This window comes from Hyalangium versicolor, assembly GCF_020103695.1.
Taxonomy (GTDB): Bacteria; Myxococcota; Myxococcia; order Myxococcales; family Myxococcaceae; genus Hyalangium; species Hyalangium versicolor.
In genome coordinates, this window is sequence record NZ_JAHXBF010000004.1 from 546,472 (window position 1) to 569,265 (window position 22,794).

Genomic DNA, 22,794 nt, shown 5'->3' on the forward strand with positions numbered 1-22,794 from the left:
CCGCTCAAGGCTTCAGGAAGGGCCCGTCACTTCCAATCTTCCCCGGCGCGGGGTTGCCCGGCAGCTCGAGCACATAGACGCGCATGTTGCCCTTGCCCGAGACGGTGGCCGTCAACGTGCCGCCCGTCACCGTCTGCACGGTGCCCGTGACGGCATCCTTGTAGGTGCCATTCGGGATGCCGGTGAAGGTGGCACCGCTCGTGAGGGTGACCAGCGCGAAGCTGTCCACCCCTGTGGCCGTGTCCGTGAAGCGGCGCTTGAAGGCCATGGCTGACCCCGTAATGCCTTCGGTCGAGTACTGGCCCTTCTGGAGAGCGGGAATCTTCCGGCGGATCTGATTCAGCCGCTGCAGGTGTTTGACCAGCGGCTTGCTGAGTGTCTCCGCCACCTTGCCCGAGGCGCTGGACACCACGCCGTAGTCCGAGGCCGTCACGCTGCCCTCGAGGTTGTCTCCGTAGTAGGCGCGTCCGGTGGTGGCCAGCGGGCAGGTGGGGCCGCAGTCAATCTGCTTGCCCGCCTGGAACTCGATCTCCGAGCCATAATACAGCGTGGGAATGCCCCGGAAGGTCCACATCAGGCTCATGTTCTCGGCCCAGGCCTCGGTGCCACCCGCGTAGCGCGTGGAGGACTTGTTGGGCCCGTAGTCATGCGAGTCCACGTACACCACGTTGTAGGTGGCGTCGTTGTAGCTGTCGTCCGAGTCCTTGCCGTTCCAGAAGGCATTGCTCGCCTCGCCGAAGTTCATGTGCATGCGCATGTCGATGACGTTCATGCCCGAGAACTGGCTGTGGTCCGGTGCGTGGTAGGCGTTGCCCTGGAGGAAGGCATTGGTGGACGTCGGCTGAGCGGCCGTGCCCAGGCCCTGTTCGTAGTTGTACTGCTCGAGCGCGGCCGTCACGTCATTGGCGCTGTACTCCTTGCGCTCCTTCCACGTGAAGAACTGCGCGGAGTGGTTGACCGAGCCCCGGTTCCACTTGTCATTCACGAACGCGCCCACCTCGCCGAACATGTAGAAGTCCTTGCCCTTCGCGCCGAACTTCTGCTCGGCATGCTGGAGGGCCGCGGGCAGGAAACGCCGGTTCCACGTCACTCGGGGGATGTGGACCGCCGTGTCGATGCGGAAGCCATCCACGCCCATGTCGATGTACTTGTTGTACACGCCGATGAGGAAGCTCTGGACGGGGGTGCTCTCGGTGTTGAAGTCCGCCAGGTCCTCGTGAATCCAGCAACTGCGCGAGTCTTCGCCCTCCCAGTTGCCAATCCAGCACTGGTGGAAGTACTGCGCCGGGAACATGCCCGAGGTGGGGTTGGGCCACTGGCAGTTGTAGATGTGGTAGCCCTCCTGGCTGTAGTACTGCGTCACCGTTCCCCAGTTGGCGCACGTGTTACCGGCGGGCTCCGCCGTCGACCACAGGTCCCCGTTGTAATAGGACTTGCCGGTGTTCGGATCGAGGGTCAGCCCGTCGTACTCGAAGCCGGAGACGGGCGAGTCGTAATACCAGGTCCATTGGCTGTCTCGCAGGCCGAAGACCTTCGCGGTCCACAGCCCCTTGGCGCCCCAGCGACTGGAGTGATTGTAGACGACGTCCTGGATGATCTTCAGGCCCTTGGCATGGGCAGCGTTGATCAGATCCTGATACGTGGCGCCCGAGGACTCCAGGCGCGGATCCACCCGGTTGAAGTCCCAGGCGTGATAGCCGTGGTAGTCGTAGTCCGAGCGGTTCAGCACCACTGGGGTGATCCAGATGGCGGAGAAGCCCAGGGCCTTGATGTAGTCCAGCTTCTGGATGAGCCCCTTGAAATCTCCTCGGAACATGGGGTCGTTGTTGGCGGCGTTGCCCGACTTCACGTGCATGCTGCCGCCGCGGTTATTGGACGAATCGCCATCGTAGAAACGCGCCGTCATGGCGAAGTAGATGGAGTCCTCGCGGATGTCTCCGCCGAGCGGCTGCCCGGGAGACGCCGGGGGAGGCGCGGAGCCTGTCGTGGCCGAGGCGGCGGCGCTGGAGGCGGACTTGTTGTTGGCCGCGTCGAACGCCTTCACGGTGTAGCTGTACGTCGTCAGCGCCTCCAGGCCCGTGTCGCTGTAGCCCGTCGAAGTGGTGGTCACCGTCTTCGTGCCCTGGGTGCCGCCCGTCCGGGTGAGCTCATAGCCGGTAACGCCGCGATCATCGGTCGAGGCGGACCAGTTCACATCCACGCGGGTTCCACTCGCGGAGGCCGTGACGCCCGAGGGCGTCGAGGGAGGCGTGGTGTCCGGCGGGAGGACCACGCATGGCGAGGCGGCATTGGCGGTGACAACTCCATCCTTCACGGTGATGCGGCCCGTTCCGAGGGAGTAGTCCGCTCCTGAGTTGTTGTCCCAGGTGCCGCTGTTGTTGTTGAAGGCGGCCTTCATTCCCGTGGCCGAGCCCAGGCTCACGGTCTTCTTCACCCAATCCGTGCAGGCCGCCTCGTCCATGGCGACGCCGGGCACCGGGGTCCAGGTGCCGCCAGTGGGCGCATAGTGGATGTTGACCGTGCTCCAGCCACGCGTGCGCGTGTAGTAGTAGACCTCGGCCTGGCTGGCGGCGGGCGTGGTCGCGGACAGCTCGCTGCTCGCGGCGGACACGTTGCCCGCGGCGTCCACGGCCTTCACGGTGTAGCGGTAGGTGGTGCCCACCGTGAGGCCGGTGTCCGTATAGCTCGTGCCCGTGGCCGTCCCCACGGAGCTGCCATTGCGGAACAGCTGGTATCCCGTGACGCCAACGTTGTCGCTCGAAGCGGTCCACGAGAACGTGACCGAGCTGGCCGTGACGGCGCCCAGGGTCAACCCCGTGGGCGCGGTGGGCGCCTGGGTATCCGCCACGCAGGGAGACCCCGCGTTGGCGAGCAGCTGACCGTTCTTGATCTGGTGGGTCCCCTGGGTGGACAGGACGTAATTGGCGCCCGACTGGTTGTTGAGGTTGTCCCAATGGTTCTGACCATCGGTGAAGACAGCCTGGAAGGTGCTGGCCGTTCCCGTGGTGATGACCTTGACCATCCAGTTCGTGCACCCGGCGCTCATCTGCGCTCCGGGCACCGTCGTCCAGCTCCCGCTGGCGTCATGGTGGATGTAGACCGTGCTCCAGGCTTTGTAGGGCGTGTAGTAGTAGATCGTCGCGGTACCGGCGACGGCGGGCAGGCTCCACGCAGCCAGTGCTACCGCGAACAGGACACGGATTCTCCAACGTTGCATGACGTCTCCCCCAAAGGTTGTCAGCGCTCGAACGGCTCTTTCTGGTACTTCTCGCAGTGATGGCAATAGAGCGCCGTCTCGAGGAGCCCCGTCTTGCAATGCACGCACGACGTCCAGCCGCCGGCCTTGGCGACAGGCATCTCGAGAGGGGCGTCCCGGCAGGTGTCCATCCTGCACGCCGCGCACGGAACCGGCTCGCGAACGCGCGCACTCCGCTTGAACTGGACCATGCGGCGCTCTTCCACCGATTCGGTCAACGGTGTCTTGCACGAAGGACAGAGTACGTAACATCCATCTTTCGTGATGAACGGACTTTCCATGAAAACACCATCCCACGCAGCTTCATGGAGAGCCAGCGCCCTGTCTGGGATGACGTGGTGCACTATTTGGGGAAAACCATCACCCGCCGCGCGCGAGCCCTGGAATCGTCGCGGCGGCACTGACGAGATGATCGACGAGCAGACGCAACCGGGTGGTCGCCCGCGCGCCGCGCACGGTGAGCAGGTGGATGGGCAGGGTCGCGAGCGGGTGGTCCGCCAGCACGACGGACAGCTCGCCGCGCTCGACGAGATCGGCGACGAGCCACCAATGCGCCACTGCCAATCCGCGCCCAGCGAGCAGCGCCTCGCGGATCGCCAACCCATGGTTGACCTCGAAGTCGCCTTGCACCCGGACATTCACGGTGCCGCCATCCGGAGCGGTGAACGCCAGCCGGGCGATGTCGGGCCGGCCTGCGAAGCGGATCGCGTTATGGCTGGCAAGGTCCTCGGGGCGGCGGGGCGTGCCATGGCGCGCCAGATAGGCGGGTGTGGCGACGACGACACGACGCGCATCCCCGAGCTTGCGTGCCACCAGGGAGCTGTCGTGCAGGGTGCCGATGCGGATCGCCAGATCGAAGCCGTCTCGCACGAGGTCGGCGCGCTCATCGGTGAGGCTGAGGTCGATGCTCACACCCGGATGCTTCGCCTGGAACGCCAGCAGCCATCGGGTGACGTGCAGGATGCCGAACGCGGATGAGCACGTGACGCGCAGCCGTCCCGCCGCGGTGGCGACGGCGGCACGTGCGGCCTCACCGGCGCGGTCGACGAGCTCCAGGATGCGCAGGGCTTCCTCGTAGTAGCGGGTGCCCGCCTCGGTGAGCGCGCTGTGGCGTGTCGTGCGATGGAGCAGCCGAGTCCCCACGCTGGCCTCGAGTGCACGGAGGTGGCGGCTGATCGTCGATTGGCCGACGCCAAGCTCGCGCGCTACCGCGCTGAGGCTGCCGCGCTCGACGACGCGGACGAAGGTCTGCAGGTGCTGGAGCGCGGCGGTCATCTATCCCTTTTCCGGCAGACCCTCATGCATTCCATGCGAGTAGCGGCAAAATGGTCTCCGGTCTACCTCAAGGCGGTCCCCCATCGAAAGAGGCCGCCCATGAACACGCTCATCGTCCTTGCACACCCCGATCCCCGCTCGCTCAACGCCGCGCTGGCACGCCATGCTGCGGCGATGCTGGAGCGGGCCGGACACTCGGTACAACTCACGGATCTCTATCGCTCCGGCTGGCCGGCGCTGCTCGACCGAGGCGACTTCCTGCAACTCGCCGAGGGTGAACGGCTGCGCCCTGTCGAGGCGTCGAGCGTGGCCTATGCGACGGGTCGCCAGGCCCCCGAGCTTGCCGAGGAACAGGCGCGGCTGCGCTGGGCGGACCTGCTCATCCTGCAGTTCCCGCTGTGGTGGTTCTCCATGCCGGCGATCCTCAAGGGCTGGTTCGAGCGCGTGTATGCCTATGGCTTTGGCTATGGCGTCGGCGAGCACTCCGAGACCCACTGGGGCGATCGCTATGGGGAGGGCATGCTGACCGGCAAGCGGGCGATGCTGAGCGTGACGGCGGGCGGTTGGGCCTCGCACTACGGTCCGCGCGGGGTCAACGGGCCGATCGAGGATCTGCTGTTCCCCATCAACCACGGGACGCTGTTCTACCCCGGCTTCGACGTGCTGCGGCCCTTCGTCGTCTACCGGGCCGACAAGCTCGATGCGGCGGGGTTCGAGGCGGCCGCCTCGGCGCTGGAGCAAAGGCTGGGGACGATCATGAACGAGCCGCCCATTCCCTATCGGCGCCAGAACCATGGCGATTACCACATCCCCTCGTGCGAGCTTCGTACGGACCTTGGGAAGGAACGCTCGGGGTTCGCGCTGCACGTCGACGACGCGACCTGAGACCGACCGCTCCTCTCCTGGGACTCCAGTCCGCCACATCGAAGCTGGCCAGGAGGGGACGGCTTGGGCTGAACTGAGCCGATGTGGATGTTCCGCCTCGCGCTTCCCCTGCTGTTGGGCATCGGGCTTCTGGTGCCCTCCCCCTCCCACGCGTGCAGCTGTGCCGATGGGCAGGTGGTCTTCCCAAAGGAGGGCACCGTTCCGCCAAACGTCGTCTTCCACATCCGATGGTGGCGCCCGATTCCCCTGCGGCTCGTCGATGAGCATGGAGAGAAGATCCCGCTGAGCACCGAGCAGATCGGCGATCGGCTGCTGAGGCTCACCCCGAACAATCTGCTCGAGGGCGGGAAGCGCTACACGCTGGAGCCGGAGGGCAAGCCCCAGGATTCGAAGTGGCCTCCGATCGCGAGCTATAGGGTGGAAGGGGAGCCCGATACAACGCCTCCGAGCCCTCCCGCGGCGGCCCAATTCCACTATGAGCACACGCTCGTCAACTTCGGGAACAGCTGCAAGACCGAGCATGAGGGGTACACCGTGCTCACCGAGGGCGCCGCGGACGACCACACGGGCCGTGCGCAGTTGGCGACGCTGGTGGTATCCGCGAGCAACCCCGAGGAGGTGCTGGCACTGCTCCGGCCAGACGATGACTTCATCGGGCAGTCGACATGCTTCTACAACTTCGACGTCCAGAGCTTCGCGGGCGCCCAGGTGGCGCTGCGCAGCGTGGATCTCGCTGGCAACCGCTCGGCGCCAGGACAGGTCTTCGGCCTGCAGCAACACATGCCGCTGTGGATCTCACTGGTGCTGCTGACCACGCGCGGCCGTGTCCTGCTCATCATGTTCGTGTCGATCTTGATCGGGCTCGTGTTGCTCGTGGCCCGGGGTACTGGAAGACCATCGGCGACTCCCACTCGGGAGTGATGCCACAACCGTTACACGCGTTGAGGGTGGTGAGGAGAAGGACAGCAGGGAACGCCAGGTGAGCGAACAGCAGGCGGTGCAACGGAACCTTCTGGGACACAGGCCCCCCGGGCTGTAGCCCTCTGTGGGACTTCAAGGGAGAGCGCCGCAATCTTGCGAGGTGGGATGCGGAAACTTCTACCAGACAAAAGATCAGTCCAACCCCCGCGAGCTGCGCGACAGGGGATTGTTCCCATGCTCTCTCGGATATGCTCGTGGCGCGGCTCGCGGGACGGAACGAGTCCGGGCAAGGAGCGGAAGCATGAGGCCACGTCTCATCAAGGGATTCGTTGAGGGACTCGCTGTCCTCGCACTGCTGGGAGCCGCAGGGTGTGGCGAACCGCTGAACTCCTCTGATGGCCCGCCCTCAGACACCACCACCGGTGGCAACGTGGATGCCGTAACCCCGGGCACGGGCGATGACGTGAATGGCCGCGGTCCGCTCGAGTTCGTGGTGAGCAGCCACGACACCAGTGCGGTGACGGAGTACATCCTCCAGCCCGATGGAGAGGTGGCGAGCTGGCGCTACATCATCCCTCCGCAGGCCCCGATGCTGCTGTGGCCTCACGGGCTCGCGTTCCTCCCTGACGGACAGCTCATCGTCGCGGCCCGCGGTCTCCACCGGGTGCGGCGCTATGATCTCTCGACGGGCGCGCTGCAGGGAGAATTCGGCGCCTCCACGCCCATCGATACTCCCATCTCGACCATTGTCGGCACCCGAGGCCAGCTCTTCGTCACGAGCCTGGAGACCCACGCCGTGCTCGAGTTCAACCCGGCCACGGGCCGCTACCTGGGGTCGCCCGCTGCCCCCAACACGCCCGAGCTCAACCGTCCGGGAGGCGCCACGCTGGGCCCGGATGGCCTGCTCTACATCGCCAACGATGTGGCGAACACCATCGCCCGGCTGGATCCTGAGACTCGGCGGGTGGAGCTCTTTGCCCAGCCCCCGCAGGGGACCACTCCAGGAGGACTCACGTTCGGTCCGGACGGGAACCTCTACGTTTCGGATCAGTCCAGCTCGCGGGTCCTGCGCTTCGATGGGAGGACGGGTACCTACCAGGGAGTGTTCGTGACCCCAGGCAGTGGAGGCATGCGCCACCCTCTGACGCTGGCCTTCGGTCCGGATGGCGCCCTGTATGTCTGCAGCTACGAATCCAACGCCATCCTTCGCTTCGATGGTGAGACGGGCGCCTTCCTCTCCAGCGTCATTCCTCCCGGGCACCCGAGCGCCCTGGGCGGCCCCACGTGGCTGCTCATCCGCCGGGCCACGGGCGCTCCCAGGTAAGCACCCGAGCGGATCCCGTGGGACCTGCGCACGGGCTCCGTCGGCTCAACGCCCTGCTTCGCGGCGAATGAGGACGATCGTCGCTGGAGCGCGAGCGATCTGGAGCTCAGCACCGGTCCACTTCACACGGCGGCCGTCCACGAGCGCTTCGGACGGGCCGAAGAGATCGGCCGGGAGGATGAAACCGCCCGGCGGACGGGCCATCCCCTGAAGCCTGAGAGTCAGCCGGTCGCCCTCCGCCTTCATGGAGAGGCTCAGCGTCCCCCAAGGCGTGCGCTGATTCTCGATACGAACTCCGTCTCCGCGCAACCAGCTCTCCGGAACGCCTGCGGCGATGACGAGCGCATCGTCGTCTCGCCGCTCGTATACGAAGAGATCCAGGGCCGAGCGGATGAAATCGGAGGCAACCCAGCCATGCGGCATGTCGCCGATGAAGCGCGGCTCGCGCGGCTCACGGCCCACGACCTCTGCCCACTGGTTCCAGGCAAGGGGGCGGCGATCGCCCATGAAGAAATCGAGGGCCTGTCTGGCGCGCTCGCGGTTCCCGAGGCGGACGAACGCGCCGACAACGCGCCATTCATAGGGCGTGTAGTCCTTCCAGGAGGCAGTGCCATCGCGCCGCGCCGTGAAGTTCTGCCAATAGCGCTCGAATGTTCCTTCGAGGAGCTCCACGGGCAACTGGCGCCTCAACCCTCCGGGTGAGAGCGCGATCGTCGTCGAGGTGGCGTCGAAGTCTCCCAGGTCGGCGGCGCCGGCAAGATAGGGGATATCGAATCGGAGCGATGTCATCCTCAGGGAGGCCAGCAGATCGCCACGGAACTCATCCCGCTGCGCGGCGAGCCGCTCCCTCGTCTGGGCATCGCCGAACGTCGTCGCCAGCATGACGGCATCCTCGAAGCCGCGCAGCGTCCAGAAATCATCCCAGTAGGAGTAGGCGGGCTTCGCTGAATAGCCCTCATGCGAGATGGAAGGCGGCATGAGCCCGAAGAGGTTGCGCCGCTCCGGAGTTTCGAGGTGGGACGGTACGCGCTCGGAGAGGCGTTGCTGGTTCATGTACCGCGCCGCGGCCTCCACCTTTGGCCAGACAGCCTGGAGTAGCGCTCGATCGCCGGTATAGCGCCAGACCTCCGCCGCGAGGTGGATGAACTCGCCATGGCTGTCGTTCTCCGGCACGGGATCGGCTCCGCGCGCATCGACGCAGCAGGGGACCTTTCCGTTGGCGAAGAGATGCGTCGCGTACCAGCGCAGGTAACCCTTGGCCTCCTCCGAATGCCCCAGACGCAGGAGCGCCTCTGCGATCATCGCGCCGTCGCGGATCCAGGAACGCGCATAGGAGCGCGCACCGGGACGCAGAATCGGTCCATCCTGCATGATGAGGATGTGCGCGAGCGCGGTACGGAGAGCGTTCGTCACTTCACGTCCTCCACCGGCCGCATCCACCCTGCTGAGGGAGAGTTCCTTCCGCCAGAACGCCGCGACACGCGCCTCCTCTTCATCGAGCCAGCGTTCAGGCGCTCTGGGCGGCAGGGCAGGCGCGTCACCCGTCAGCGGCACGACGATGCCGAAGTGCTTCTCGCCGAGCGGAGGCAGAGCAACAGCGTAGGCCAGCACTCCCGAGGCGAGGCCTGTCTCATCTTCGACCGCGCGCTCGCCCGCAGCATCGGTCCGCATGAGGCGTTGCGGATAGGAGCCGCCGTCAAACGTTGAAGTGCCCGCCATGTCCGGGCGCTGGAGCGGGATGATGCGACGCCCATCCGCACTCATCACCGCGCCATCCCACGTCATCCGATGGATCGGGCTCACGCCGCCCTGCGTTGAGAGAAACTGTGTTGGCGGATTGACCTGCAGCGGGCGCACAGCCAGGGCCAGACGCAGCGAGAGCGGCTCGCGGGTGAGGTTCTTCAGTGTGTAACGGACCACGAGGCGATCCTTCCCGCGCTCGCCAGCCACGAAGGCGCGGGCCGTCAACTGCCAGGAGGGCCGCGTCCATTGCACGGACGGCATCGGCAGAGAGTCATCCGCGAGATGGTGTTTGATCTCGGCGTCCGCCCAGCTCGTAATGCCTTTCTCGTCGATGACGAAGGGCTCGATGGAGGGACCACCGCGACCGAGTTCGACCGCTCCGTCCTCCGACATGAGCGCGCCATCGCCGCCGCCCTTGACGCCCATCAACGTCCAGTAGCTCTGCTCGCCAGCGAATCCGCGCGGGTGGAGTCCTCGAGGCGCTTGGCGTGACAGCGCCATGAGAAAGGAGTTCGCATCGGCGCCGAACGAAAGTGGCTCGACACGAAGGTCCGCGAGTCCGAACTCCTGTCCGCTGGGATTCCGCATCCGGATGCGGATGAACCGGGCTTCCGACTCCGTTGCCATGATCGGATCTTCGCCACCATCTCCACCGCGGACGCGGCGAAGGAAACGCCAGCGGCTCCCTTCGTCGGAGAGCTCGAGTTCATAGTCGCGCGCATGCATGCCGGAAACCCACGTGAGTGTGAGCCCACCGAACTCGCGCATGCGGCCGAGATCCAGCGTCAACTCCTGCGTCTCCCGAGCAGAGGCGGGGCTGCGCCAGGCCGTCACCGGATCGCCGTCGACAACGAGCGGCGCAAGCTCATCCGCTGACGTTGCATGCGCGATGATCGGCGGTGGCTCTCCACCCTCAGCCGGAAGACTCCGGATCCGCAGTTGGTCGATCTCGATCCACCCCGCGCCACCGCCGCTGCCCGCGCTGACCACGAACTCGATCGCCGCGGCGCGGCGCAACGTCTTGTCCGCGAGGGGCCCCCAAGCAAAGGAGATCTGGCGCCGCTTGATGCGCACCTCGCTCCATTCGCGACCGACACGGAAGTCGCGCCGGACATGCCACCAGACATTTTCACCCGTGGCGTCCGTCAGCTTGAACTCGAGGTTGTTGGGCGCTGCCTCGCCACGCACGGCAAAGGCGAGCTCGAAGTTCTCCGGAAGCTCGAGCGGCAGGTCGCGACGCACGAAGGCGTATCCAGCGGACGGACCGAGATCAAAGGACATCCGGAGCGCACCGCCCTCCGCACCCGGCACCGGCGCTTTCGACACAGAGACACCATCCGATGCCGCGGTTCGCCAAGGGCTGATGTCATCAAAGGCGTCGAGCACCCTCGGCGCGAGAGGATCCGGCGCGGCCGCGGTGAGGAGGAGTGCCGCAGTGGCTGCGACGCTGCGCGCCATCACGGTACCCCCTGCGTTGAGAGCTTTCGTCATGAGCGGTCGCGGAGTCTCGCTCACACCGCGAGGCCTCATCACGCCGCGCAGCGTCATCGAGAAAACGTTTACGCCGAGGGAGAAAACGTTTACATGACTGATCAGCTCATGGCCCGGCTCGAGCGCAACAGCTCACAACCCAGCATCAGGGACGTGGCTCGCAAGGCCCGCGTCTCCATCGCGTCGGTGTCACGCGTCATGAATGGCCATGACACCGTGGGCGCGGAGACGCGCGAGCGCGTGCTGGCGGCGGTGCGTTCCCTCCACTACGTGCCGCACAGCGGGGCGCGCAGCCTGGCCACCCAGCGGACGAATGTCATCGGAGTCCTGCTGCCGGATCTGCACGGAGAGTTCTTCTCGGAGCTCATCCGAGGCATCGACGCTGTGGCACGCCAGCAGCGCCTGCAGCTCCTGCTGTCGAGCACGCACGGGGACGCGGCGGAGCTCGCAGTAGCCATCCGTACCATGCGCGGCCGGGTGGATGGCCTCCTCGTCATGTCTCCGCATGTCGATGCCACGCTCCTGGACAAGAACCTGCCGGGCGGCCTGCCCATCGTGCTCCTCAACAGCCCGCTGGAGGACACCCGGCATTCGACGCTGACCATCGACAGCTACCGCGGTGCACGTGCCATGGTCAGACATCTGATCAAGTGCGGTCACCGGCGCATCGCTCACGTGGCGGGGCCGGAGCTCAACCTCGACGCCCAGGAGCGCCTGCGCGGTTATCGCGACGAGATGTCCTCCGCGCAGGCACGGGTCGCGCCGCAGGTACTGCCGGGAGATTTCAGCGAGAAATCGGGCTACCTCGCCGGGCGGCGCCTCTCGGCCCAGCCCGAGCGCCCGGATGCAGTCTTCGCCGCCAACGATGTGATCGCCGTGGGGTGCATGGTCGCCTTCCGGGAGGCTGGTCTGCGCGTCCCCGACGACATCGCCGTGGCGGGGTTCGACGACATTCCACTCGCCTCGCTGGTCAGCCCCGCGCTGACCACGGTGCGCGTCCAGATCGCGGATCTCGGCCGGTCCTCGTTGGAGCAGCTCCTGCTCAGCATCGAGAGCCCGGAGAAGTCCCGACCCGTGTCGCGCACGTTGGTGCCCGAGGTGATGGTTCGCGAGTCTTGCGGCGCCGAGAAGCCGCTCAAACGACGCTCCCGGCGTCAAGCAGTGGAGTTGCCATGAACAGGAAGCAAGGCAGCAGAGTCGAGCGGATGTGGAGCGTGCTGGGGGTGGCCGTGTTGCTGGCGGCGATGCCGGCGCTCGCGCAGAAGACGACTGCGACCATCCGGGTGGAGCTCAGCTCGAGCAGCGGGACGACCACTGGTACGACAGTGGCCGCAGTGAATACGGACAACGGCGCCTCGGCCAAGGGCACCCTGCGCGCGGATGGTTCCTATCTGCTGACGGGCCTGGCGCCTGGTGAGTACGTGATCACCGCGACTGTGCCTGGCGGCAAGGAGGTGGACCGCTCGGTGACTTTGCAGGTCGGCCAGACGGTGGACCTGAAGATCAACCTCGAGGAGGAGGTCGCGCTCGATCTCGGCCAGGGCGAGACGCTCGTCGTGCAGGGCAAGACGACGGAGAGCTCGACGGCCGAGGTCGCCACCAACGTCAGCCGCGAGGAGATCGAGAATCTTCCCCAGGGCAACCGCAACTTCCTCAACTTCGCGGCGCTGGCGCCGGGCGTCCGACTCTCCAACGACGAGTTCAAGAAGAACTACTCCTCCGGCGCGCTCGACGCCAGCAACACCAACGTCTTCGTGGATGGAGTGAGCCTCAAGAACAACGTCATCGAGGGCGGAGTGGTGGGGCAGGACTCGAGCCGCGGCAACCCCTTCCCCCAGCTCGCGGTGAGCGGCTTCCGGGTGATCAGCCAGAACTACAAGGCAGAGTACGAGCAGGCCAGCGGCGCCATCATCTCGGCCATCACGCGCTCGGGAGGAAACGAGTTCCACGGCGACCTCTTCCTCTCCTACCAGAACAAGAACCTGGCGGCCCGGAACTACTTCGACGTGCAGCGGGGCTCCCTGGAGCGGCCGGATCTGCTGCGCTCCCAGTTCGGGGCCGCGATCGGCGGGCCCATCGTGAAGGACAAGCTGCAGTTCTTCGCGAGCTACGAGGGCAACATCCAGGATCGCTCGAACCTGGTGTCCATGGGCAACCCCACGGAGGAGAACCGGAGCCGGTTCGGCGAGTTCGAGGGCCGGTTCACGAGCCCCTTCCGCGAGCACCTCGGCTTCGGGAAGCTGACCTGGCGACCGGCCGGCAACCAGACCGTGGATCTCAGCGCCAGCCTCCGCAGGGAGACGGACATCCGCAGCTTCGGGAACCTGGTGGCGTTCGAAGGCGCGGAGAACGTGCGGAACAACGTGCTCACCGCCTCGGCCCGGCACCAACTGCGGCTGGACTCGCTGACGAATGAAGCCACCTTGCAGTACCTGGACTCGCAGTTCAACCCGACCTCCTCCAACCCCGGATTGATCGGACGGGACTACACGGGCGTCATCCGGCTGGGAGGCCGCGACACCACCCAGGACATCCGCCAGAGGGCGTTCACGCTTCGCAATGACCTGACGTTCGCGAACTTCGAGTGGGCTGGCCAGCATGTGGTGAAGACCGGCGCCAAGGTCTCCTTCCAGAAGTATCAGATTGAGCGCTCGCTCTTCGGCAACCCGGTCTTCCGCTACCGAGAGGACTCCGCCAACAACCTCAGCTACGACTTCCCGTTCGAGGCCTCCTATGGCGTGGGCGACCCGCTGATGGCGGCCAACAACACGCAGTTCGGCGTGTACGCCCAGGATGACTGGGAGATCGCCCGGCGACTCACCGTGAACGTGGGCCTGCGGTGGGATGTGGAGACCCATCCCCTGAACAACGACTATGTGACGCCCGACGATGTCCGCGCGGCGGTGGAGGAGCTCGCGCGCCTGGTCGAGCCCACGAACGGCCCCGACTTCTTCCGGGTCGACAACTACATCACCGACGGCCACCAGCGCCCCATCTTCCTGGGAGCGGTGCAGCCACGGCTCGGCGTGGCGTTTGACGTGCAGGACAACGGACGCACGGTCCTCTTCGCGGGCGCTGGGCGCTACTACGACCGGACGCTGTTCAACACGGCGGTGGATGAGCAACTCCGCCTGCGGTACCAGGTCCGCAGCTTCCAGTTCTCGCAGGATGGCACGCCTCGCAACGGGCAGCCGACCATCGCCTGGCGGCCCGAGTACCTGAGCAAGGAAGGCCTCGACACGCTGATCAACCAGGGCGTGGCACCGGCTCCGGAGATCTACCTGCTCGAGAACGACACCAAGCCTCAGTTCAGCGATCAGTTCAGCGCGGGTGTCCGGCAGCAGGTCGGCCCCATCAACACCTCGGTGACGCTCACGTACATCCACAGCCAGAACGGCGTCGGCTTCTATCCCGCGAACCGCCGGTCGACCGGTACCCGTGACTTCATCCCGACGCCGGGCGGCTTCGGCAACGTCATCATCTCCGTGGATGACCGGACCTCGAGCTACAAGGGCCTGCAGGTGTCCGCGGAGAAGCGCTACTCGAACGAGCTCTCGAAGTGGGGCATCCAGTGGGGCGCGTCCGTGGCGTACACGCTGGGCTACGCCCGGGAGCGCGGGTCGACCTTCAACTTCGACTACCCCACCGTCAAGGACAGCCCGTGGGCGCCCACCGCGACCGATGAGCGTCACCGGCTGGTGCTCTCCGGCATCGTAGGGCTGCCGCTGGAGTTCAAGCTGTCCACGTTGATCACGCTCGGCTCCGGCCTGCCCTACAACATCTCCGATGCCTCCAACGGCTTCGGGTCTCCCGATTTCGTGTTCCGCCCCAACGGCGGCCGTGCGGATGGCTTCATCCAGTTCAGCCAGGTGGATCTCCGGCTGGCGAAGGACTTCACGATCTCCGAGGGGCAGAAGATCAGCGCCTTCGCCGAGTGCTTCAACCTCTTCAACGCGAAGAACTTTGGCGGATATGACGGCTTCATCCCGCCGTCGGCCGAGCCGGCGAACCCGAAGTTTGGTGAGCCCTCGAGCCTGGTGGGCCCGCCGCGCAACTTCCAATTCGGCATGGGCTACAGCTTCTGACGAGGAGCCTCCCAATGATGGCATACCCCGGCCGTCACCCGCTCCTCTCCGCCATGGCCGCCGCACTGCTCCTGCCGAGCGCGATGGCGGGCTGCACCTGCAACAGCCCGAGTCCAGGCTCGAGCCCGAGCCCGAGCTCAAGCCCGGTCTCGAGCACCCCGCGTGTCTCCTCGCAGGAGCTGTTGGATGATCTGGAGGCGCGGACCTTCCGCTTCTTCTGGGAGACAGCGAACACAGAGAACGGCCTGATCCCTGATCGCTATCCGAGCCCGTCCTTCAGCAGCATCGCTGCGGTGGGTTTCGGGCTGACGGCGTACGGCATTGGAGTGGAGCGAGGCTACGTGAGCCGCGAGGCCGCTCGCGACCGGGTGCTCACGACGCTGCGCTTCCTGCGCTCCGCGCCACAGGGGCCCGCGGCCCGAGGCGTGAGCGGCCACCAGGGATTCTTCTACCACTTCCTGGACATGAAGTCGGGGCACCGCTTCGAGCAGACGGAGCTCTCCACCATCGACACCTCCTTGCTCATGGCGGGAGTGCTGTTCGTGCAGTCCTACTTCGATGGCGACTCGCCGCAGGAGGCAGAGCTCCGGAAGCTCGCCGATGAGCTCTATCGGAGGGTCGATTGGCACTGGGCGCAAGCGCGCCCTCCCTCCATCACGCACGGCTGGTTACCTGAAGCCGGCTTCATGGCCTACGACTGGAGGGGCTACAACGAGGCGATGTTGCTGGTCATCCTGGCCCTGGGCTCGCCCACGTATCCCGTCGAGCCGGATGCCTGGCAGGAGTGGGTCTCCGGCTACGAGAAGGCGTGGGGCACCTCCTTCGGCCAGGAGCATCTGCGCTTCCCTCCCCTCTTCGGTCATCAGTACACGCATGTCTGGGTGGACTTCCGGGGCATCCAGGACGACTACATGCGCGGCCGCGGAATCGACTACTTCGAGAACAGCCGCCGCGCCACGTATGCCCAGCGCGCGTATGCGATGGCGAATCCCGAAGGCTGGAAGGGATACGGCCAGGACATCTGGGGATTGACGGCCTGCGATGGGCCCGCCGATGTCGTGGTCGACAACCAAGGCCAACGTCGCTTGTTTCGCAGCTACGCGGCCCGCGGTCCGGAGCTCCATGACGACGGCACGCTGGCACCCACCGCGGCCGCCGCGTCCATCCCCTTCGCACCCGAGATCGCGATCCCAGCGGTGGTGGAGATGCATCGCCAGTATGGCGGGCACATCTACTCCACCTACGGCTTTCTGGACTCCTTCAATCCCAGCTTCTCCTACGAAGTTCCGCTCAAGCATGGCCGCCGGGTACCGGATTTCGGCTGGGTGGCTGGCGACTACCTCGGTATCGACCAGGGGCCGATCATCGCGATGATCGAGAACCACCGCAGCCAGCTCGTGTGGCGGGTGATGCGCAAGAACCCCTATCTCCGCGCGGGCCTCGAACGCGCGGGGTTCAAGGGCGGCTGGCTGGAGGAGAAGCGGTGACGGAGGCTGGCACAGGATCAACAGGGCCGAGCGCTCGCTGGCTCTCCGTCGCCGCGCTCGTGTGCGGCGTGGCCGCCTGTGCCAGAGGGGACTCGAACGAGATCGTGCTCGAGTTCTGGGCCATGGGCCGGGAAGGCGAAGTGGTGGCCGAGCTGACGCGTGGCTTCGAGGCCAGCCATCCAGGGATCCGCGTCAACGTGCAGCAACTGCCCTGGCAGGGGGCGCACGAAAAGCTCCTGACCGCCTTCGTAGGAGACGCGACGCCCGACCTGGCGCAGATGGGCAACACCTGGGTCCCCGAGTTCGCCACGCTCGGAGCGCTCGCCGCCCTGGATCCACCCGTCGCGGCGTCGGCCGTCGTCGAACAGGCGGATTACTTCCCTGGCATCTGGGACACGAACGTCATCGATGGACGGCTCTTCGGCGTCCCCTGGTATGTCGACACCCGGCTGCTGTTCTATCGGCGCGACCTGCTGGCCCAGGCCGGCTTCGACCACCCGCCCCGGAGCTGGGATGAGTGGCGGGAGATGCTCATCGCCATCAAGCGGCTGCCCGGCGCGGAGCACTATTCGATCCTGGTGCCGCTCAACGAGTTCGAGCCACTGCTGCTGCTCGGCCTCCAGCAGGACGAGCCCCTCCTGCGCGAGGACGGCCGCTGGGGCAACTTCCGCAGCCCGGGCTTCCGGCGGGCCCTGGGCTTCTACCTGGAGCTGTTCGAGAAGGAGCTGGCTCCGCGCGCGACCAACACGCAGATCTCGAACGTCTGGAACGAGTTTGCCCGGGGCTATTTCGCCTTCTACATCACGGGTCCCTGGAACATCGGCGAGTTCAAGCGACGGCTGCCCCAGGAGCTCGCGGGAAGCTGGATGACGGCACCGCTGCCCGGTCCCAGAGGCGCGGGCCTGTCGAATGCAGGTGGCTCGAGTCTGGTGGTGTTCGCGAACTCCCGGCGCCAGGAGGCAGCCTGGAAGCTCATCGAGTACCTGTCGCAGCCTGAGGTTCAGCGTCGCTTCTACGCGCTGTCCGGCGACCTGCCGCCCCGACGGTCGAGCTGGGAAGGCTCGGCGCTCAGCGGGGATGTCTACTCCGCCGCGTTCCGGGAACAGCTCGAGCGCGTGGAGCCCACCCCCAAGGTACCGGAGTGGGAGCGTATCGCCACCGAGCTGAGAATCGTCGCCGAGCAGGCGGCGCACGGAGCCTTGACGGTCGACGCTGCGGTCTCGGAACTGGATGCGCGCGCCGATCGCATCCTGGAGAAGCGGCGCTGGATCCTGTCACGGGAGGCCGGCCCGTGAAGACCGCGCACGCCGGGTGGGCGTTCGTGTCGCCCGCCCTGTTCATGATCGCCGTCTTCTTCCTCCTGCCGGTCCTCGCCGCGCTGGGCCTCAGCCTGACGGACTTCGACATCTACGCCCTGGCACGGCTCGACAACCTTCGCTTCGTCGGGGGAGACAACTACCTGCGCCTGCTCCAGACGCCGCTCTTCTGGAAGGCACTCGGGAACACGCTCTACTTCGTCGTCGCGGGCGTTCCGCTCTCGATCGGAGCTTCACTGGCCGCGGCGTTGCTCCTGCACTCGGCGGTGGCGCGCGGCAAGGCGTTCTTCCGAACGGCCCTCTTCGCACCGGTCGTGACCACGCTGGTCGCGGTCGCGGTGATCTGGAACTACCTGCTGCACACCCGCTATGGCCTCATCAATGATCTGCTCGGGCGGATCGGCATCCATCCGATCGACTGGCTTGGAGATCCCCGCTGGTCCATGCCAGCGATCATCCTGTTCGCGGTGTGGAAGAACTTCGGCTTCAACATGGTGATCTTCCTGGCTGCGCTGCAGAGCATCCCGGAAGAGCTGTACGAGGCCGCGCGGATCGAGGGCGCCACGGGGCTCCAGCAACTGCGCTTCGTCACCCTGCCCTCACTGGCTCCCACGCTGGTGTTGGTGAGCATCCTGACCATGGCGGGGTACTTCCAGCTCTTCGCGGAGCCCTACGTCATGACGCAGGGAGGTCCGCTGCAGAGCACGACCAGCGTCCTGTATTTCATGTACGAAGAAGGCTTCAAGTGGTGGAACCTGGGCTCTGCCTCGGCGGTGGCCTTCCTCCTCTTCCTCCTGATGTTTGGCGTAACGGCAGTGCAGTCCTTCGCCCTTCGCCGCTGGAGCGAGCCATGAGGACACGCTCGCGGACCCTGCTGGTGAATGCAGCGTTGCTCGCGGCCGCAGCGGTCAGCCTGGGCCCACTGGTGTGGATGGTGTCGGTGTCCTTCATGGCCCCGGGAGAGGCGAGCAGCACTCCCACACCACTGCTCCCTCGCGCCGCCACGCTCGAGAACTACCACCAGCTCTTCGCCCAAACGGGGATGGGCCGCAGCTTCGCCAACAGTCTGTTCCTGGCCACGATGGCGACGCTGCTGGCGCTCGCCTTCAACGTCAGCGCGGGCTATGCGTTCGCCAAGCTGCGCTTCGCGGGCCGCGAGCGGATCTTCCGGCTCCTGCTGGGGGCGCTCATCATCCCCGGACAGGTCGCCATGATTCCGTTGTTCCTGCTGCTCAAGCAGCTGGGGCTCGTGAACACGTACCTGGGCGTGTTGCTGCCGTCGGTGGCGAACATCTTCGGCATCTTCCTTGTGCGCCAGTACGCGCACTCCATTCCAGACGAGCTGCTCGAAGCGGCTCGCATCGACGGAGCGGGCGAGTTCCGCCTCTTCTGGTCGATCGTGCTCCCATCGCTCGGCCCCATCCTGGTGACCCTGGCGATCTTCACCTTCCTCGGCTCATGGAATGACTTCCTCTGGCCGCTCATCGTGCTCACCGATGACGACCGTCACACGCTCCCCGTCGCGCTGGCTTCACTGACGCGGGAGCACGTCCAGGACAGCGAGCTGATGATGGCCGGCGGTGTCATCACGGTGCTGCCTGTCCTGGTGTTGTTCCTGGTGCTGCAGCGCTACTACATCCAGGGACTTCTGGCCGGGAGCATCAAGGGATGAAGCCGCGCCCAAGCAACCGCCACTTTCGAGATCACCCACCCACCTTGAACCGGACATGACCACCACCATCGAGTTTCCACGCGGATTCCTCTGGGGCAGTGCCACCTCGGCCTATCAGATCGAAGGCTCGCCGCTCGCCGACGGAGCGGGCCCCAGCATCTGGCAACGCTTCATGCACACGCCTGGCCTGACGCCCAGCGGCGACACGGGCGATGTGGCTTGCGATCACTACCGTCGCTACAAGAGCGACGTGGCGCTCATGCGCGATTTGGGGATGCAGGCGTATCGCTTCAGCGTCTCCTGGAGCCGCATCCTGCCCCTCGGCAAGGGCGCGGTGAACCCGGCGGGACTCGACTTCTACGAGCGGCTCGTGGACGCGCTGCTGGAGAACGGTATCGAGCCCATCATCACCCTCTTCCACTGGGACCTGCCCGCCGCCCTCGATGATCGCGGTGGCTGGCTCAACCCCGACATCGCGAACTGGTTCGCTGACTACGGGACCACGCTGTTCCGCCGGCTCGACGACCGGGTGAAGAAGTGGGCGACGCTCAATGAGCCGTGGGTCGTGTCCGACGGCGGTTATCTGCACGGCCCCCTCGCTCCGGGCCACAAGAACCTCTACGAGGCGCCCATCGCCTCGCGGAACCTCATGCGGGCGCATGGCGCGGCGGTGCAGGCGTATCGCGCCACGGGCAAGCACCAGATTGGCCTCGTGGTGAACCTCGAGCCCAAGTACCCCGCCTCGGACAGCCCCGCGGACCTGGCGGCTACGGCTCGGGCAGACGCGTACATGAACCGGCAGTACCTGGATCCAGCGCTGCTGGGGACATGCCCGGACAAGGAGCTGACCGAAGTCTTTGGCGACGCGTGGGAGCCGTGGTCACCGGAGGCGCTGAAGCTGACGCACCAGCCCATCGACTTCCTGGGCATCAACTACTACACGCGCAACGTGACGCGCGCGGATGAGCGATCCTGGCCACAGCGGGCCGCGCCGGTGCGGCAGAAGCAGGCCACGTACACCGAGACGACCTGGGAAGTGTTCCCGCAGGGGCTCGTCGACACGCTCGAGATGGTGAAGAAGCGCTACGGCCCGATTCCCCTCTACATCACCGAAAACGGGGCGGCCTTCTTCGACCCACCGGTGGCCGAGGGCAACCGCGTCCGAGATCCGCTGCGCATCGACTACCTGCGCAAGCACCTGACGGCCGTGCACACCGCCATCCAGCGGGGAGTGGACGTGCGCGGCTACATGGTCTGGTCCCTGTTCGACAACCTCGAGTGGTCGCTCGGCTTCTCCAAGCGGTTCGGCATCGTCCACGTGGACTTCGAGAGCCTGAAGCGGACGCCCAAGGACAGCGCGCGTTTCTACTCGCGGGTGGTCGCCACGAACGGCGCTGCCCTGAGCGAAGCGGCGGACTGACTCAGGGCACCGTGAGATCCGAGGGCTGCCGCGGCGCCACCTCATAGGTGGTCTCGTACTGCGCCGCCAGCCCCACGACGGCGATGCGCTGACCCACCGTCAGCGCCTGCAACGTGGCCTTGTCGAGCCCCGCCGAAACGTGGACGAAGATCTGAACCTCCCCCGAGCCGTCGTTGATGTAGAGCTTGTAGCCGTAGGGGGAGTCGTCCTGGAAGGTCTGGGTCACGTTGCCGCTGACCTTCACGAGCAGGCCCTCGTTGGACTCGGTGACTTCGCCGGTGCTCACCTGCTTGGAAGTGACGTTCTGCGTGCCCTCGAGCTGTTTGACGTTGGCGGGCTCGGCCTCGAGGATGCGCAGCTTGTTCTGCTCGGCCAGCGTGCCGGTGACGCGCACCTTGGCGCCCAGACCAAAGCCCTGCTTCTCGGCGAGCTTCACGTAGATGCCGCCCGAGGAGTCCTGTAAGGCGAAGCCCTCATCGCCCATGGCGGAGACGAAGGTCCCAGGTGCAACGGAGACCGCGCCTTCGATGGTGACCGTGCTGCCATCGGCCTTGCCACGCGCCTCCTGGATGGGAGTGACTTTGGGCTGTTGCTCGTCATCGCCACAGCCAGACAACGCCAGGATGACTACCAGTACCAGTCGAGACATCGTGCGAAGTGTCATGGGACCGATCTCCTACGAGGTCCCCACCCAACACAACTCCAGATCAGTGCTACTGTTCTCTGGTGGCGACAGGAGCCTGTTGCCTTCCAGGGCATGACCCCAGCGCTCCCCTCTGTTCTCTCCCATGGCACGAACCAAAAGCCCGCTCTTCTGGATCCTCATCACTGTTGGAGGTGCCTCCGCGCTGTGCTGCACCGGCACACTGGGACTGCTGGCGCTGGGACTGATCAGTGGGCCCTCTGAGACGGGCGCTCCCACCGCCACGGCGGCAGGATCCGCCAGCCATGAGACTCGGGGCACCGGCAACCGTGGCGAGCCAGGAGGCTTCGCCTTCGACGCGCCTCAGGGATGGAAGACGCTTCCGGATGGACGGTTCATCCTCGAATGGCTGGACCGAGGTGACACCCTGGGCGTGGAAGCGCTTCGGCTGCAGAGCGTGCCCGGACTCGACGACGGCGAGGGCAAGGTCGCGCGCATGTGGGTTGAGCGCATCGGTGCGGACTGGAACGACGTGAAGCCGAACCCGCCTGTGATGCGGCGCTTCATGTCCAACGGTGCGCGAGCCTTCTTCACAGGGGGCACGGTGCACCACAAGGGCAACGGCCGGTCCTTCCGAGTGACGCTCTACCTGGTGGAGGCGGATGACCGCTTCGAGCCCCTGGTCTTCATCCAGAGTTACTCCACCCCCGGCGGCATCGGAGAGGCCATGTCCGCCTCGTTCTCGTGGAACACGACACACGCGAAGTTGGAGGAGGCACTGAAGGGCGTGCGAGGAAGCCCCGTGGGCCTGCCCCTGGTGGACGATGCCGAGATCGTAGGCAGCTTCGCTCACGGCTCCAACAGCGTGGCCCAGTGGGTCAACACCTATACTGGTGGCACCTCCATGACAGCTGTCACCTCCCACGCTGACTACACCTTCGGCGCGGACCACGCGTTCCAGTACAAGTTCGTCGGGGGCTCGGGACAGGTGGGGGCGATGACGTTTGGCCAGGAGAGCGACCAGGGCACGTGGAGCGTGAAACACGACGTGCTGACGCTCGCCGGAGCACAGCGGACACGCCGCTACCTGCTGTTGGGGGCTGCTCGCACGCCAGAGGGCAAGCGCACCCTCTTCCTCGTGCCCGAGCACCCATCCTGGTCCCTCAGCCCTGGCGCCATCGCCCAGAACGCCGAGCTGTACGTGGCGAAGGATTGAACCCCAGCTTGTTCACCAGATTTGAGTGGAGCTGTCAGTGACGTGCTCATGAGGTTGGCT

16 protein-coding genes are annotated in these 22,794 nt (G+C 66.0%); 11 read left to right on the top strand and 5 right to left on the bottom strand.

From position 1 onward, the window contains the following. Positions 1-4: 4 nt before the first annotated feature. The 3 genes from KY501_RS11545 to KY501_RS11555 form a co-directional block, all read right to left on the bottom strand. The gene (locus KY501_RS11545) at positions 5-3,217 is read right to left on the bottom strand and encodes a carbohydrate binding domain-containing protein (RefSeq protein ID WP_224362915.1); all 3,213 of its coding nucleotides are present in this window, start codon (positions 3,215-3,217) and stop codon (positions 5-7) included. Between the two features lie 20 nt (positions 3,218-3,237). After that, entirely contained in the window at positions 3,238-3,447 is a 210-nt protein-coding gene (locus KY501_RS11550) for a hypothetical protein (protein ID WP_224362916.1), read from the bottom strand. Positions 3,448-3,616: 169 nt separating this feature from the next. Beyond that, positions 3,617-4,531 (bottom strand): LysR family transcriptional regulator, encoded by a 915-nt coding sequence (locus KY501_RS11555; protein WP_224362917.1) that lies wholly within the window; start codon positions 4,529-4,531, stop codon positions 3,617-3,619. 99 nt (positions 4,532-4,630) lie between these two features. Here KY501_RS11555 and KY501_RS11560 point away from each other — a divergent pair, with 99 nt between their 5' ends. From KY501_RS11560 to KY501_RS11570, 3 genes are all read left to right on the top strand, one after another. Further along, positions 4,631-5,416, top strand: a complete 786-nt coding sequence (locus KY501_RS11560; RefSeq protein WP_224362918.1) for an NAD(P)H-dependent oxidoreductase — start codon at positions 4,631-4,633, stop codon at positions 5,414-5,416. A gap of 87 nt (positions 5,417-5,503) precedes the next feature. Then, positions 5,504-6,337 carry a hypothetical protein gene (locus KY501_RS11565; RefSeq protein ID WP_224362919.1) on the top strand — a complete coding sequence of 278 codons (834 nt, stop codon included), beginning with the start codon at positions 5,504-5,506 and terminating at the stop codon, positions 6,335-6,337. A 301-nt stretch (positions 6,338-6,638) separates the two neighbouring features. Then, entirely contained in the window at positions 6,639-7,661 is a 1,023-nt protein-coding gene (locus KY501_RS11570; protein WP_224362920.1) for a Vgb family protein, read from the top strand. Positions 7,662-7,706: 45 nt separating this feature from the next. On the opposite strand, the gene KY501_RS11575 is transcribed toward KY501_RS11570, so the two are convergent. After that, positions 7,707-10,862: a discoidin domain-containing protein gene (locus KY501_RS11575; protein ID WP_224362921.1), complete on the bottom strand. Its 3,156-nt coding sequence runs from the start codon at positions 10,860-10,862 to the stop codon at positions 7,707-7,709. Positions 10,863-10,988: 126 nt separating this feature from the next. Between KY501_RS11575 and KY501_RS11580 the strand changes: the two genes are divergently transcribed. Genes KY501_RS11580 through KY501_RS11610 form a run of 7 tightly spaced genes read left to right on the top strand, consistent with a single transcriptional unit; the run spans position 10,989 to position 20,875 of the window. Next, positions 10,989-12,071 carry a LacI family DNA-binding transcriptional regulator gene (locus tag KY501_RS11580; RefSeq protein WP_224362922.1) on the top strand — a complete coding sequence of 361 codons (1,083 nt, stop codon included), beginning with the start codon at positions 10,989-10,991 and terminating at the stop codon, positions 12,069-12,071. Beyond that, complete coding sequence (locus tag KY501_RS11585; RefSeq protein ID WP_224362923.1) at positions 12,068-14,980, top strand: TonB-dependent receptor; 2,913 nt, start codon at positions 12,068-12,070, stop codon at positions 14,978-14,980. Before KY501_RS11580 ends, KY501_RS11585 begins: the two co-directional genes overlap by 4 nt. Positions 14,981-14,994: 14 nt before the next feature. Beyond that, positions 14,995-16,467 (top strand): glucoamylase family protein, encoded by a 1,473-nt coding sequence (locus KY501_RS11590; RefSeq protein ID WP_224362924.1) that lies wholly within the window; start codon positions 14,995-14,997, stop codon positions 16,465-16,467. Next, entirely contained in the window at positions 16,464-17,762 is a 1,299-nt protein-coding gene (locus KY501_RS11595; RefSeq protein ID WP_224362925.1) for a sugar ABC transporter substrate-binding protein, read from the top strand. The genes KY501_RS11590 and KY501_RS11595 overlap by 4 nt, the downstream gene beginning before the upstream one ends. Further along, on the top strand, positions 17,759-18,637 hold the full coding sequence (locus KY501_RS11600; RefSeq protein WP_224362926.1) for a carbohydrate ABC transporter permease: 879 nt from the start codon (positions 17,759-17,761) through the stop codon (positions 18,635-18,637). The genes KY501_RS11595 and KY501_RS11600 overlap by 4 nt, the downstream gene beginning before the upstream one ends. Then, positions 18,634-19,455 (top strand): carbohydrate ABC transporter permease, encoded by an 822-nt coding sequence (locus tag KY501_RS11605; protein ID WP_224362927.1) that lies wholly within the window; start codon positions 18,634-18,636, stop codon positions 19,453-19,455. The genes KY501_RS11600 and KY501_RS11605 overlap by 4 nt, the downstream gene beginning before the upstream one ends. A gap of 55 nt (positions 19,456-19,510) precedes the next feature. Continuing rightward, complete coding sequence (locus KY501_RS11610; protein WP_224362928.1) at positions 19,511-20,875, top strand: GH1 family beta-glucosidase; 1,365 nt, start codon at positions 19,511-19,513, stop codon at positions 20,873-20,875. A 1-nt stretch (position 20,876) separates the two neighbouring features. Here the strand turns inward: KY501_RS11610 and KY501_RS11615 are convergent, their stop codons facing one another. Further along, positions 20,877-21,539 (bottom strand): DNA-binding protein, encoded by a 663-nt coding sequence (locus KY501_RS11615; RefSeq protein WP_224362929.1) that lies wholly within the window; start codon positions 21,537-21,539, stop codon positions 20,877-20,879. A 124-nt stretch (positions 21,540-21,663) separates the two neighbouring features. On the opposite strand from KY501_RS11615, the gene KY501_RS11620 reads away from it, so the two are divergent. Beyond that, positions 21,664-22,734, top strand: coding sequence for a hypothetical protein (locus KY501_RS11620; protein ID WP_224362930.1), 1,071 nt, complete (start codon positions 21,664-21,666; stop codon positions 22,732-22,734). Positions 22,735-22,794: the final 60 nt, after the last annotated feature.